The organism is Lysinibacillus sp. ZYM-1, from assembly GCF_001308875.1.
In the GTDB taxonomy this organism is placed as follows: domain Bacteria; phylum Bacillota; class Bacilli; order Bacillales_A; family Planococcaceae; genus Lysinibacillus.
Genome location: NZ_KQ465112.1, coordinates 85,837 through 99,276, shown reverse-complemented (window position 1 = coordinate 99,276; position 13,440 = coordinate 85,837). Strand labels below are relative to the sequence as shown.

Annotated in this window: 15 protein-coding genes; all 15 read right to left on the bottom strand. The window is 41.6% G+C overall.

The window, feature by feature from the left end:
* Nucleotides 1–51: 51 nt before the first annotated feature.
* Nucleotides 52–282 (bottom strand): hypothetical protein, encoded by a 231-nt coding sequence (locus AO843_RS07710; protein ID WP_054610544.1) that lies wholly within the window; start codon nucleotides 280–282, stop codon nucleotides 52–54.
* A gap of 143 nt (nucleotides 283–425) precedes the next feature.
* Nucleotides 426–1,358: a ribonuclease Z gene (gene rnz / locus AO843_RS07705; RefSeq protein ID WP_054610543.1), complete on the bottom strand. Its 933-nt coding sequence runs from the start codon at nucleotides 1,356–1,358 to the stop codon at nucleotides 426–428.
* Nucleotides 1,359–1,454: 96 nt separating this feature from the next.
* The gene (locus AO843_RS07700; RefSeq protein WP_054610542.1) at nucleotides 1,455–2,291 is read right to left on the bottom strand and encodes a class I SAM-dependent methyltransferase; all 837 of its coding nucleotides are present in this window, start codon (nucleotides 2,289–2,291) and stop codon (nucleotides 1,455–1,457) included.
* Nucleotides 2,288–3,787: a cobyric acid synthase gene (locus AO843_RS07695; protein ID WP_054610541.1), complete on the bottom strand. Its 1,500-nt coding sequence runs from the start codon at nucleotides 3,785–3,787 to the stop codon at nucleotides 2,288–2,290. Before AO843_RS07695 ends, AO843_RS07700 begins: the two co-directional genes overlap by 4 nt.
* A 161-nt stretch (nucleotides 3,788–3,948) precedes the next feature.
* A complete protein-coding gene (locus AO843_RS07690) occupies nucleotides 3,949–4,485 on the bottom strand; it encodes a cob(I)yrinic acid a,c-diamide adenosyltransferase (protein WP_054610540.1) in 537 nt (178 codons plus the stop codon).
* A 13-nt stretch (nucleotides 4,486–4,498) separates the two neighbouring features.
* Nucleotides 4,499–5,059 carry a nitroreductase family protein gene (locus AO843_RS07685; RefSeq protein ID WP_054610539.1) on the bottom strand — a complete coding sequence of 187 codons (561 nt, stop codon included), beginning with the start codon at nucleotides 5,057–5,059 and terminating at the stop codon, nucleotides 4,499–4,501.
* 32 nt (nucleotides 5,060–5,091) lie between these two features.
* A complete protein-coding gene (gene cobA, locus AO843_RS07680; protein WP_054610538.1) occupies nucleotides 5,092–5,862 on the bottom strand; it encodes a uroporphyrinogen-III C-methyltransferase in 771 nt (256 codons plus the stop codon).
* Nucleotides 5,859–6,497, bottom strand: a complete 639-nt coding sequence (locus AO843_RS07675) for a precorrin-2 dehydrogenase/sirohydrochlorin ferrochelatase family protein (protein WP_054610537.1) — start codon at nucleotides 6,495–6,497, stop codon at nucleotides 5,859–5,861. The genes cobA and AO843_RS07675 overlap by 4 nt, the downstream gene beginning before the upstream one ends.
* The gene (locus AO843_RS07670) at nucleotides 6,490–7,857 is read right to left on the bottom strand and encodes a cobyrinate a,c-diamide synthase (RefSeq protein ID WP_054610536.1); all 1,368 of its coding nucleotides are present in this window, start codon (nucleotides 7,855–7,857) and stop codon (nucleotides 6,490–6,492) included. The genes AO843_RS07675 and AO843_RS07670 overlap by 8 nt, the downstream gene beginning before the upstream one ends.
* 11 nt (nucleotides 7,858–7,868) lie before the next feature.
* Nucleotides 7,869–8,990, bottom strand: coding sequence for a cobalt-precorrin 5A hydrolase (locus AO843_RS07665; RefSeq protein WP_054610535.1), 1,122 nt, complete (start codon nucleotides 8,988–8,990; stop codon nucleotides 7,869–7,871).
* Nucleotides 8,983–9,768, bottom strand: a complete 786-nt coding sequence (gene cobM / locus AO843_RS07660; RefSeq protein WP_054610534.1) for a precorrin-4 C(11)-methyltransferase — start codon at nucleotides 9,766–9,768, stop codon at nucleotides 8,983–8,985. Before cobM ends, AO843_RS07665 begins: the two co-directional genes overlap by 8 nt.
* Nucleotides 9,768–10,475, bottom strand: a complete 708-nt coding sequence (gene cobI, locus AO843_RS07655) for a precorrin-2 C(20)-methyltransferase (RefSeq protein WP_054610533.1) — start codon at nucleotides 10,473–10,475, stop codon at nucleotides 9,768–9,770. The genes cobM and cobI overlap by 1 nt, the downstream gene beginning before the upstream one ends.
* Nucleotides 10,468–11,688, bottom strand: coding sequence for a bifunctional cobalt-precorrin-7 (C(5))-methyltransferase/cobalt-precorrin-6B (C(15))-methyltransferase (locus tag AO843_RS07650; protein ID WP_054610532.1), 1,221 nt, complete (start codon nucleotides 11,686–11,688; stop codon nucleotides 10,468–10,470). Before AO843_RS07650 ends, cobI begins: the two co-directional genes overlap by 8 nt.
* Nucleotides 11,645–12,778 (bottom strand): cobalt-precorrin-5B (C(1))-methyltransferase, encoded by a 1,134-nt coding sequence (locus AO843_RS07645; RefSeq protein ID WP_054610531.1) that lies wholly within the window; start codon nucleotides 12,776–12,778, stop codon nucleotides 11,645–11,647. The genes AO843_RS07650 and AO843_RS07645 overlap by 44 nt, the downstream gene beginning before the upstream one ends.
* Nucleotides 12,778–13,437: a precorrin-8X methylmutase gene (locus tag AO843_RS07640; RefSeq protein WP_054610530.1), complete on the bottom strand. Its 660-nt coding sequence runs from the start codon at nucleotides 13,435–13,437 to the stop codon at nucleotides 12,778–12,780. The genes AO843_RS07645 and AO843_RS07640 overlap by 1 nt, the downstream gene beginning before the upstream one ends.
* Nucleotides 13,438–13,440 lie beyond the last annotated feature (3 nt).

Below are 13,440 nucleotides of genomic sequence, written 5' to 3'. Positions count from 1 at the left end.
AACGTGTTACCACTAGAACAATTTTTCTACTGGTAACACGTATATGTTTGCTTACATATGTCCCGCCCTCATCTTCTTCACAATACTAAAAGTCGTGTATGTAGCAGCCGGTGCTAAGACGACAATAAAAATGATCCATACTGTTAGATTATTCGTCGCTTTCAAAGTTTCATAGTTTGTTATGACAAAAATGATTAGACCAAATAGTAATAAATAGCTCAGCACGTTGGGAAAGATAACGATAAGTCGTAGTAGTGCTGGTGGCATCTTTTGTTGATTCATTTTAACCACACCCCTTTTTTCAATTATAAGGGAACTAAGCGATTTATCGCACTATATTTTTCCTTTTATACTTGAAAATCTTTGGAACTATAAACAAAAAACATCTATTAATTGGCATTCCCATTAATAGATGTTTTCCATTATTAAAATAAATTATTGTTTTGCCAAGTATACGTAGCTTGATCGGAAGTCAGAAATGTTTGTGGGAAAGTTTCTTGCGCCTCTGCCAAAAATTGAGGTAAATCCTGTGGAAGAAAGCGAGCGCTTAAATGATTTAATAGTAAATATTGTGCCCCTGCTTGCTGTGCGACCTTTGCTGCCTCTACATTGGTTGCATGACCATAACTGGCTGCTAAATCCGTTGTTGTGCCGTCAAAGGTTGCTTCATGCACAATGATATCAGCGCCCATTGATAAATGAACGGCTTCTTCACAATATTTAGTGTCACCTAAAATCGTCAGTGTGAAGCCTTTTTTGGCCGGTGCAACAACTTCTTTCGCTTGTATTACGTCGCCATTTTCAAGCACGATATCATGTCCTTTTTTTAATTGTCCTAAAAGTGGCCCCATGGGAACACCTAAAGTCTTGGCTTTTTCGATTAATAATTCGCCAGGTAAATCCTTTTGTTCAATACGATAGCCGTAGCATGGGACTACATGGCGCAATTCCTTGGCATGTATCGTAAAATAGGTATCCTCAAAAATGACCCCTTCTTGAACTTCTACAAAGTGCAAGGGATATGTTAAATGAGTCTTGGATAATGCAAAAGTTTGTTCAATCCATTGCTGTAACCCTGGTGGGCCGAATAATGTTAGAGGTTCGTCCCCTCCTTGAAACGAACGGGAGCTTAAAAAACCTGGCAATCCGAAAATATGATCGCCATGAAGATGGGTAATAAAAATTTTCGTCACCTTACGCGGCTTTAACGAGGTGTGTAAAATTTGATGTTGAGTCGCTTCTCCACAATCAAAAAGCCACATTTCACTTATTTCGTCTAACAGCTTTACCATCAGGGCACTCGTATTTCGTTCTTTCGAAGGCATGCCTGCGCCTGTTCCTAAAAAATGTAGTTGCACATATGCCACCTCACTTCATGTTCTATCGTTTTATTGTACCCTATCGTACCCCATAAGAAAAACCTTTGGTGAAAGCTTTCTCCAAAGGTTTGCCGTTTATTTTGGTTGCCAAGAAACCAGGGCTGCTTGAAAATCATGACGATAGTAATAACGTCCATCTTTTTCTTCAATAAAAGGTTGCAGCGATTCCTCGAGGTGTGCTAGCTGAAAATCTGTATTTAATATTTTTTTACTTTGAGTAATCACAAGTTGCTCATAGCTTTCATATTCATAAATACGCTCCAAAGGGATGATTTGGCAATCAGCGTAAATATCCATTTCATACAATAGATTTAAAAATTCAATATAATCTCTACGGGGGAATTTGATATCATAGCCATACTTTTCATATAATCGTTCATAGTGTGGCTGAATAGGGCCTGTCGTCATCCCAATAATGGCACGTTTGGTCGCCAGTCGATTCATATGAGATAAGGCTGCTTTGATTTCATACATACGGTAAAAACAATTTACACCTAAGACGATATCATGTGGCTCAATCTCATCTCTTTCCAAACTTTCCCATTTTGCATGTACATATGAAACGTGCTCCTGATGCGGCATGCACTGTTGTAAGTAATGCAAAATACTTTCAGAGCTATCCACACATGTTAGCTTGTCCACTCTATCTGCTAAAGGGAACGTGTAATTGCCCCAGCCAGGTCCAATTTCTAATACAGAATGCTGAGGCTCAATACTTTTTTGAAGCTCCTGAAAAATGCGTGCGGCATATGGATCGGTTTGTCCCATGTTTTTTCGTGCAACGGATTGTGCCCAAAATTGCTCTTCTAGCTGATCGTTCACCATACGGTCAGGCATATGCCCATGCCAGTCTTTCATACCTTCTTGCCATAATGCTTCAAAGTTAATGGCTAATGGTCCTTTTCTTGTCATACAGATACCTCTAAAGATAATAATTCATATATTTTATTCATATCAAGATTTGCTCGTACGTGGCTGGCTAACATATTGTAAGCATCTTCTCTTCGTTCAGCATCACTTTTTACCTCACTTGGTAAAGCAGCTAAGCCTTTCCTTACTCGTATGTCATTGATAAGCTGACGGGTATAGGTGCGATTATGGAATATTCCGTGAAAATACGTGCCAATCACCTGTTCATCCTGACTAACTGCGCCATCTTCACGGCCATCTTCAAGCTGTAAAAACGGTGTGACTTCATCACGTAAAATTTTCGTTCGCCCCAGATGAATTTCATAGCCCATCAGTGTATCCTGCCCTCTTGTTCCAGTCATTTGTACCGTTTTTTTATTCCCTACAAAGATTGTTTCGATTGGCAATAACCCAAGACCATGAGCAGATTCACCATTACCTTCCACTGCATCTGGATCTAGCAGTGTCTCACCAAGCATTTGGAAACCGCCACAAATTCCAATAATTTTAGTGCCATGGTCACGTAAACGTGCGATGGCTTGGTCGAATCCTTGTGCCTTTAACCAAGCTAAATCATCCATGGTGCTTTTTGTTCCTGGTAGTATGAGCAAATCTGGCGTACCTAGTTCATGAACTTTTCCAATTAACCGAACCCCTACTTCTGGCTCATCGAAAAACGGATCGACATCTGTGAAGTTTGAAATACGGGGTAAACGAATCATCGCCACATCTATGGCAAATTCCCCCGGCTTTGGCTTTTTAAAGCGCAATGATGATAAAGCGAGTGAATCCTCGGCTTCAATATTGACTTCTAAATAGGGCACAACACCAAGCACTGGGATGCCTGTTTCTTGCTCCACCCATGTCAAACCATCATCCAATAATTCACGCATGCCTCTAAATTTATTGATGATCAGCCCTTTAACCCGTGCTCGCTCCGCCTCATCTAGCAGTGCCAGTGTACCAACAATCGAGGCAAAGACTCCACCACGATCAATATCGGCAACTAGCACAACAGCTGCATCTGCTAAATGTGCCATTCGCATATTAGCAATATCGCGATCCTTTAAGTTAATCTCTGCTGGACTACCTGCCCCTTCTAGGACAATAACATCATATGTATCTTGTAGCGTACGTACTGATTTTTCTACGATTGGCATCGCTTCCTGTACAAAATTATTGCGATAAGTTTTGGCATCCATATTTAAAAAATGCTTCCCATGGACGATGACCTCAGACATCATATCTTGCTTGGGTTTCAGCAAAATGGGATTCATATCAGTAGTCGCAACCACACGGGCAGCTTCAGCCTGTACCCCTTGTGCACGCCCAATTTCTCCACCGTCTTTTGTCACAAATGAATTAAGCGCCATATTTTGCGATTTAAAAGGGACAACTTTAAAGCCATCATCTGAAAATATACGACACAACGCCGTACAGATCATACTTTTTCCAACATCGGAAGCTGTCCCTTGAATCATGATTGATTTTGCTGGCATAGTCATTTATCCTCCGTCATTATTGGTGTCACGCGGATACTATCTCTGCACTGTGAGTATTTCTTGCGTAACACGGATATTTGCCCTTCGTTTTATGAGTATTCTCTCGCACCCATCATCTAACTCAGAATAAATGCCTTACTCAGGCGGTGAAGGGAGCTTTAAAATTCAAGCCCTTTCACCGCTGGAATACCTTCATCATAGTAATGCTTTGTGGCATCAATCGTAGAAACCAAATCAGCCATTGCCAGCAATGCGGGATTGGCACTCCGTCCTGTCACTACTAGATGCATTGTCGAAGGGCGTTGCTGAATAGCCTCTATGACTTCCACCAGTGGCAGAACGTCATCGATTGGAAATTTGCTAATAGCCAATGCATTGTTTAACTCATCTAGCACTAATAAATCAATGCTATCATCTTGTAGAGCTGCCTTCGTTTTTTTCCACGCCTTTGCTAAGGCTGCACGATGCTCCTCAGGTGTCTTGGTCCAAGTAAAGCCAATGCCCATTTGCTCCATTTCCACGCCTAGCTTACGCAGGGCAATTTGCTCACCGTAAGTGCGCTCTGGAGATTTTATGAATTGCATATAGCGCACATTTAAGCCACGTCCAACTGCACGTAATGTGACGCCTAGGGATGCTGTCGTTTTACCTTTTCCTTCGCCTGTATACACTAAAAACAAGCCTTTTCTTGCCATGCTGTTAGCCTCCTTACAGCCAAGTTGTCTTTTCTTCAAATGGCGTACGCTTCTTGTCGTTGAGTTCCAGTTCTTGTGGGTAGCCAATAAAAATCGTACCGACTACTTTTTGCGCTTCACTTGCACCAATAAACGAATGCATACGCGGATCATGAACAAGTCCAACACCACGTGTGCGCCAGACGAAGCCAAGACCTAGCTCCTCTGCTGTTAGCCACATAGACATAATGGCACTACATACAGCAAAAACATTATCTGCTGTCGCATCAGGATCCCCTTCCACAATATCTGCTGTCACAACAATAGCGACGGGCGTTGTTTGTACAACCTTTAAAGAGCTTTCCACTAAATTCGGTTTTGTTGGAAAGCGTTCTTGTAAATAGGCACTCGCCATATCCTCATAACGCTCCATAGCTTCACCTTGAATGACATAAAAATGCCAAGGCTCACGCATTCTGTCATTAGGGGCGAATGTAGCTGATTGTAAAATTTGCTCAATTTTCTCTTTTTCTACGGGTTGTGTTGTGTAATTTCGAATAGCTCGACGCTTTTTTAATGCCTCTATGACTGTCATGTTTGCTTCCTCCCTTTGCTCTTCTTATACGATCATTCTGAAAAAGCAAGACCCTGTTCTTCAAACCATTGGATTTTTTCACGTACATTGACGACATCGCCAACTACAATCATGGAAGGATTATGGTATCCTTCACGTTCAATAATGTTCGCTATTTCATCTAATTGCCCTGTAATAGTTCTTTGTTGAGCAGTTGTTCCCCACTCAATGACCGCTACAGGTGTTGTTGCTCTACGTCCATTTTCGATCAATTTTCGAGCTATGTAGGCAATATTGCCAACACTCATGTAAAAAGCCACGGTATCAATACCAGTTGCTAATGCTGGCCAATTCAAAAAATCTTGTCCTTTTTCTTCTCGGCCATGTCCTGTCACGAGGGCAAAACTTGTGGCAAAGTCTCTATGTGTAACAGGAATTCCCGCATAAGCAGGTGCCGCAATACCTGCAGTTATACCTGGAACAATTTCATAAGCAATTCCATGATTTTTTAAAATTTCGGCCTCTTCTGCACCACGACCAAAAACGAATGGATCCCCACCTTTAAGGCGAGTGACAACTTTGCCTTGCTGCGCCTTTTCCACAAGTAATGCATTAATTTCATCTTGAATCAGGTGGTGCCTTCCTGGTAATTTACCGCAATAAATGAGCTCCGCATCCTTTTTTGCAAAATCGAGCAATTTTGGATTTACAAGACGGTCATAGGCGATAATATCAGCTTTTTGAATACATTCTAGACCATAGACCGTAATAAGCTTTGGATCCCCAGGTCCTGCGCCAACAATATAAACTATTCCATCCTTCATTGCTTTTCTCCCATCAATAGTTGTTGTAAATAAGCTTCACGTCTATCCATCTCACCATGACGTGTCCATTCAAGGATGTTCGGTTCTAGCAAGGCCTGTAATGCCGCGCGTCTTTGTGGACCTTTATCATACTTTGCAGCAATCATTAACCGAGCTTGCTGTAAAAAGCAGACGTAATCTTCATAGGCATCATCGAATTGATCTTCTAAATCTGCTTTAATTTTGCGCGCTAGCCCTGGACTTGCTCCCGATGTCGAAACAGTTAATACTAAAGGTCCACGGCGAACTGTCGCAGGCGTAATAAAATCACTTTCACTTTGCATGTCTGTTCGATTGATTAATTGCCAATGCTGTGCCGCTTCTTGTACTGCTTCGTTAACAGCCGTCACATTCGTGGCAGCAATAATGAGGATTGCATCATCCAAATCGCGTGGTTCAAATTCTTTTTGTTTCCAAGTAATTTGCCCCATTTCAGTTAATGGCTGTAAATCTTCATGTAGTGTTGGACTGACAATAACGATCTTCGCCTGTGCCGGTAATAGGGATGCCACCTTTTGTGTGGCTACGTGACCACCGCCTATAATTACAACCGTTTTATATTCGAGATTGATATGAATGGGAAAATAATTAGTCATCTTTCTTCACCTTCTTACAAGCTGTTAACCAATTGTTAATTAGCTTTGGGTTTGATACAAAATGAAAATGCGTATAACCAGCCACCAAATTTCCTATTTGATAGCCCTCTTGCTTTTTGCCAAAACGTCCAATCGTTTCGTAGGCAGGTGCGCTATGAGAGCCGCTATATTTGGAATAGTGGAATTCATGCCCCTTCGCCTGATCCTCTGGACCGATTAAGAAATTATCTACTGTACCAAAAATTTCACGATAGCCAAGTGCTGCTAGCTTTGTTTGCATGGCTACTTCCCCTGGTATTACACCTACCATGTCGTAACGCTCCCCATGGCTATCTGTAATAGCCTCTGTTAAATACATAAAGCCACCACATTCAGCCAATGTTGGCAGACCTTTGGCAATGGCTTCACGTATGGATTGTTTAACAACTGTATTTGCTGCAAGTGTCTGCGCAAATTCTTCGGGGAAGCCACCCCCAATATATAAGCCATCCGCTTCTGCTGGTACAGGCTCATTGGCCAGTGGTGAAAAGAATTGTAATGTCGCACCTTTCGCCCGTAATAAAGCCAAATTTTCTTCATAATAAAAATTAAATGCCGCATCTTTTGCCACAGCGAGACAAATATTTTGTGCAGGCTCCTCTGCAAATAAATTGCCTGATTCATGAAGAATTGGGGCCTTTGTTAGATTGAGTAATTGATCTAAGTCAATGGTCTCAGCCATCAAGTCACCTAGTTTGTCAAAGAATGAATGAAGCTCTCCTCTTTCAATGGCAGGTACTAATCCTAAATGACGACTTGGGATATCAATCCCTTCCTCACGTTTTAAGTAGCCAATAACAGGGATTCCACATTCTTGTTCAATAGCAGCCTTGGCAATTTCATAATGGCCAACACTACCAACTTGATTAGCAATCACACCAACGATATTCGGTTTATCTGATAGTAGTTGGAAGCCCTTTACAACTGCAGCAACACTTCTAGCCATGCTTGCACAATTGACGATTAAAATAACAGGACTCTCTGTCACCACACTAATATCTGCGGCAGAGCCAGCATCTGATAATGGACTTTTGCCATCATAAAAGCCCATCACACCTTCAATAATAGACACATCTGCATCGATACTTGCGCGTGCTACAATATCACGTACAGCTTCATGCGAGAACATCCAGCTATCAATATTGCGCGATACTCGACCTGTTACTGCCGTATGATAGGTTGGATCGATGTAATCAGGTCCACATTTAAAGCCCTGCACGACTTGCCCTTTATTTTGTAGAGCTTTCATCAGTCCAATGGTAAAAGTAGTTTTGCCTACACCACTGCCGGTCCCAGCTAGTACAAAGCGATTTGTTTGCATGGACTTCCTCCTTAAAATAGGTATCTAGCAACTGAAATCGTAGCATTACCCGATTTTTTCTTTTCTAAGATGAGTGATTCCACTTGTGCATAGTGCATAGCCGCAGGTTCACTGACACCATACGCCCCTGTATATTTAAAGACCGTTTCTGAGGGTGATGGGAACTCGATTTCATTTAATTCTGTCGGTGAATAGGTGACAAACTCCCAATCATATTTTTGGGTAATAGCCAGGAAACATTGCTCATCTTTCTTGAGATCAATTGTACAAAGTGCCTTCACACTTTTTTTGGAAAGTTTAAGCTCTGCCAAGGTTTCATCAATGACTTGTTCAATTTCTTCCAAAGATGTACCACGATTACAACCCATCCCTAACACAACTGATTTTGGTCGGTAAATGACACCATTTTCTAGCAGAATCTCTTCTTCTGATTCGATAATACGGTCCGTTATTAATAATGTAGCATGAGGTTTAGCCTCAATGGCCGCCAATGTAGATGGATAAATTTTAATTTGCTCAGGCATTGGTGTATCACGCATCCACCAATCACGTTCACCTGTTTCCTGAACAATGGCTACATGTTCCTCATTGACGACAGAAGCACTTACTGGCGTCAATTTATCGGCACTATCCCATACCCAGCCAAAACGTGCGCCAAATAAGTCGACAGGAATGGTCTTTTGCACATCGGAAGCTGTTGTAATAATAGGGTTTGCACCAAGTGCTGCTGCTACCTCATGCGTTAGTTCATTGGCACCACCAAGATGTCCTGATAAGACACTTATCACGTTTTCGCCTCGATCATCAATCACAACAACACCAGGATCCGTCTTTTTATCTTTTAAAATCGGCGCAATCATTCGTACAACTGCACCTAAAGAGATAATTAAAATCAAACCTTTATATTGTTTAAATAGAGTCGGCAATAACAAGCGCACTGTTCCAGTAAACATTTGAATATGCTTTTCTGCTTCATCGCCTTGTTCAAACTTACTCATATAATATAAATCACTCGCCGCAAAAGTTTGCTGAAGGCGACGACCTATTTGAACACCATGCTTCGTAATCGCAACAACAGCATACGGATTGCGTTGATCAACTTCTGGTAATACGCCCTCTTGTAACTCAATCACTTGTCTTCACACCTTTTCTAAAGCCATGTGTAAAGGAAGCATCGTATAACTTCGAGCGATATTGATCCTTATCATGAATATCAGGATCTAATGCCCAGCCTGCTAGAATCATCGCATGCTTACGAATCCCATTCACACGCATAGCTTCATCTAATTCTATTAAAGTCGTACGGACAATTTTTTGATCTGGCCATGAAGCTCGTTGAATAACTGCTACTGGCGTATCGTCAGCCCAACCAGCACTTTGTAGTTCTTTCACAATTTTCTTTGTGAGCGTTGCACTTAAGAATAAAGCGATTGTACAATGATGGCTCGCTAAATCACGTAATTTTTCAAATTCTGGGACAGGAGTACGCCCTTCAGCACGTGTTAAAATTAAAGTTTGAGTTAAATCAGGGATCGTTAACTCAGCCCCGATAGCGGCTGCCGATGCAAAAACAGAGCTAACCCCTGGAATAACTTCATAGCCAATGTCTTGTTTTTTTAATAGCGCTACTTGCTCCATAATCGCACCATACATTGCTGGATCACCTGTATGCATACGAGCCACTATTTTCCCAGCATGAACTCGATCAGCCATGACAGCCACCATTTCCTCTAAATGCATGCCAGCTGTCCGAATAACCTCCGCATCTGGTCTAGCTTTCGCAATGAGATCTTCACTGACTAAAGAATCTGTATACATGACAACGTCAGCTGTCTGTAACATATGTAAACCTTTAACTGTAATTAAATCTGGATCGCCAGGACCAGCGCCGACTATATAGATCTTCTTCATTATTTACGCACCACCATTAATGTTAAATATTCTAAATCGACACCATCCAACTCACGTACATCCCAAATGACTTCTTCGTCAGAAGTTACTTTTGTGACCACAGATGCTTTATCTAGTAAATCTAAATCACGTAGTACTTTGAGCATTAAATCAATTACTTTTGCTACTTTAATAAAGACAACAGCATCATGACTTTCAATAGCTTCACGCATTGCCGCATAATCGTCATGAGCAGGAATGATTGCAACACGATCATCGCCATCAGCTAACGCAATTCCAAGTCGAGAAGCGGAACCATTAAACGAAGAAATCCCTGGAACCGTACGAATTTCTACATCTGGATGCATGTCTTGCATTAACTTCATCATATGGATAAACGTACTATATAATAATGGATCGCCTTCTGTAACAAAGGCCACATCCTTGCCCTCTTGTAATTTTCCATAGACAAGTTCGACTGATTTTGTCCATTCACGCTCAAGGACAGCTTCATCTTTCGTCATAGGAAATACAAGTCCAAGCATATCTTTTTCTTCTGGATTAATATAAACATCTACAATACGATGGGCATAACTTTTACTGCCTTTTAGCTTTTTAGGATAGGCAATAACAGGTGATTCCTGAATCACACGAAATGCCTTTACTGTAATTAATTCTGGATCGCCGGGACCGACGCCCAAGCCGTATAAAACACCTAGATTAGTCATGATTTTCTTCCTTTCGATAAGCCGAAATAATATATATTGGATTTAATGGCACAAAGCGTGTCATATCTAAAATCGGTTTGCTGCGTGCAAGCTGTGCTTGTAAAATATCAACCGCAAAATTACAAGCTTTAAACGCTTCCACGGCTTTATATAAATTTTCAATTGTCGCAGCATTTAAGACAATGCGACCATTTGTGTTCAAACGGTTACAGCACAATTGCAGTAATTCAACCATTTCGCCACCGGTACCGCCGATGAAAATGGCATCAGGGTCTGGGAAATTATCTAGTCCCTCTGGGGCTTTACTATGAATAGCTGTTATATCAACACGGAACTTTTGCTGATTGTGGAGACAGTTTTCTAAATCAGGTGCATTTTTTTCGACGGCAAATACTTGTCCCTCAGGTGCAAGTTTACCTGCTTCGATGGCCATAGATCCTGTACATGTGCCAATATCCCAAATAACGCTATCTTTTTGTAGCTGCATCGCTTGTAAGCTTAAGACCCGAATTTCTTTTTTTGTAATGAGTCCTTTATCCGGCTTCCGTTGCGAAAACTCTTCATCATCAATACCGAGTGTGTAGCGCTTTGGTTCAATTGTCTGCTTTAAAATAACGACATTTAAAGGAGAAAATTGAGTGGTCTCCATGTCATCTAGCGAGTACCAATCATATTTTTCATCTTCACCCTGTAGATTTTCGGCTACAAATGCACGATACTCGGTCATACCAAAATGCTTTAAATATCGGGCGAGCGCATTTGGGCTATTTTCAGCGTCTGTTAACAGGGCTATTTTCTTTTTCCCATCGATGCGTTGTGCCAAGCCTTTCATTGGTCGACCATGAATACTCGTTACATAAGCATCCTGCCAGCTTTCTCCCATCTTCGCAAAGGCAAGCTGGACGGAGCTCATATATGGATAAACCTCAATATCTAGCTTTTTAGCTAGATAGCCCCCAATACCATAAAATAATGGATCTCCTGACGCAAGAATGACCGTAGTTCTTGTTTCCTCAGACAATCTCCCAACAAGCGCTGAAAGACCTCCTTTGATGATAATTTTTTCACCCGTAAAGTCTGGGAAAAAACCAAGCACACGCTCACCACCAACAAGTACCTCACAGTCTTCAATCCACTGGCGGTATTGAGGTAATAAGCTTGCTATTCCGTTATCCCCGATCCCAATCAATTTCATCGATCGATGCAATGTCATCAGCCCTTCCTAATAATTGTCCCTGCATCGAATAGATCGATGTGGAAAGCGTTAAACCGCCCTTAATATGATGAATAGAGGAATAGCAGCAAGCCTCACACAAATGATGGAAGAACGCATCATATTTTTTTTCCATCATGATTTCACCAACTTGTGATGCAGTGTTTGCCTCTCGTACTTCTGCTATGGTTCCTCCATCTGCCCCTACATCTTTTGCAAGTTGTGCTAAAAAGTTAAAGTCAATTGATGCACTTTTGGAATGCACCATCATGACACCTTGCGCCACTTTTGAAAATTTACCCATCATACCAACAAGGGACACTTGTTTGATACCCAGTCGCTTACAATGCTTTAAGGTAAAACCAACAAAATCACCCATTTCCACGAATGCTTCTTCTGGTAAATGCGGATATTGTTTCATCGCAAATTTTTCACTGCGACCACCTGTAGTCACCACTAAATGATCACAGCCAGCCTCTTTGGCCACGCTAATGGCTTGTACTATACTCGCCATATACGCTGAACTCGAAAAAGGCACGACGGTTCCCCTTGTGCCTAAAATTGAGATGCCTCCAAGTATACCGAGTCGGCCATTTAACGTTTTTTTGGCAATCTCCTCTCCCATAGGTACGGAAATCACTACGTTGACGCCTCGTGTAATTTGAAATTCGTCCAGTACTCCTTGGACAGTGCTGTGAATCATTTTGCGTGGCACAGGGTTAATGGCTGCCTCTCCAACAGGCACTGGTAAGCCGGGTTTTGTGACACGCCCGACCCCAATGCCTCCATCTAAATGAATACCAGGTGTCTCTGCCCAGCTCACAGTACCAACGATGAGTGCCTTATGTGTTGCATCCGGATCATCACCAGCATCTTTAATCGTTTCACAGCTGACAGATTTGTCTTCAAATATGCATTTTTCAATGGTAAAGGTAGCATCCCTGCCTATTGGCAAATGAATCGTACTTGTTTCTTGCTCTTCGTTTGTAATAAGGGCTAGTAATGCAGCCTTTGTTACCGCAGTTGCGCAGGCTCCCGTTGTATAACCGTGACGCATGTCCTTAGGATCCTTTTTTGGCTTCCGCTCCATTATTTTTTCGCCTGTTCATCCGCTAAAAGTGAAATGGCATTTAACGCGGCAACCGTCACTGTACTACCGCCTTTACGACCAACATTTGTAATGTACGGAATACCTTCAAGTTTAAGCAGCTCTTCTTTTGACTCAGCTGCCGACACGAAACCTACAGGCATACCAATAATTAAATCTGGTTTTGCTAAACCTTCCTTAATTAAACGAATCAATTCAAGTAATGCTGTTGGTGCATTACCAATGGCATATATACCGCCTTCGTGCAATTTTGAAGCCTTTTGCATTGAAATGATGGCACGAGTTGTATTTTGTTTTTTTGCTTCTACTGAAACATCCTCATCTGCAATATAACAATGCAAATCGCCACCATGTTTTTGGAAACGTTTTTTACCAGAACCACTTTCAATCATTTGCACATCTGCAATAACATGATGTCCTGCCAGAATAGACTTAATGCCTGCTTCAATAGCTCCTGGTGTAATAATAACGCTACGTCCTAGCTCAAAGTCAGCAGATGCATGGATAACACGGCGCACAACTTTCCACTCGTCTTCTGAAAAGTCATGCTCCCCCATTTCCTCCGCGATAATCGAAAAACTGTAATCGTAAATTTTATCTGGGTCTACTGTTAATGGTTTAAAATCTGTTTTAAAATCCATTGC

Coding starts and splice junctions, on each gene's coding strand:
- AO843_RS07695 (WP_054610541.1), bottom strand. CDS start 3,787: ATGCCAGCAAAATCAATCATGATTCAAGGGACAGCTTCCGATGTTGGA.
- AO843_RS07645 (WP_054610531.1), bottom strand. CDS start 12,778: ATGGAGCGGAAGCCAAAAAAGGATCCTAAGGACATGCGTCACGGTTAT.
- cobM (WP_054610534.1), bottom strand. CDS start 9,768: ATGAAGAAGATCTATATAGTCGGCGCTGGTCCTGGCGATCCAGATTTA.
- AO843_RS07640 (WP_054610530.1), bottom strand. CDS start 13,437: ATGGATTTTAAAACAGATTTTAAACCATTAACAGTAGACCCAGATAAA.
- AO843_RS07675 (WP_054610537.1), bottom strand. CDS start 6,497: ATGACTAATTATTTTCCCATTCATATCAATCTCGAATATAAAACGGTT.
- cobI (WP_054610533.1), bottom strand. CDS start 10,475: ATGACTAATCTAGGTGTTTTATACGGCTTGGGCGTCGGTCCCGGCGAT.
- AO843_RS07700 (WP_054610542.1), bottom strand. CDS start 2,291: ATGACAAGAAAAGGACCATTAGCCATTAACTTTGAAGCATTATGGCAA.
- AO843_RS07650 (WP_054610532.1), bottom strand. CDS start 11,688: ATGACATTGCATCGATCGATGAAATTGATTGGGATCGGGGATAACGGA.
- cobA (WP_054610538.1), bottom strand. CDS start 5,862: ATGAAGGATGGAATAGTTTATATTGTTGGCGCAGGACCTGGGGATCCA.
- AO843_RS07670 (WP_054610536.1), bottom strand. CDS start 7,857: ATGCAAACAAATCGCTTTGTACTAGCTGGGACCGGCAGTGGTGTAGGC.
- AO843_RS07690 (WP_054610540.1), bottom strand. CDS start 4,485: ATGGCAAGAAAAGGCTTGTTTTTAGTGTATACAGGCGAAGGAAAAGGT.
- AO843_RS07710 (WP_054610544.1), bottom strand. CDS start 282: ATGAATCAACAAAAGATGCCACCAGCACTACTACGACTTATCGTTATC.
- AO843_RS07685 (WP_054610539.1), bottom strand. CDS start 5,059: ATGACAGTCATAGAGGCATTAAAAAAGCGTCGAGCTATTCGAAATTAC.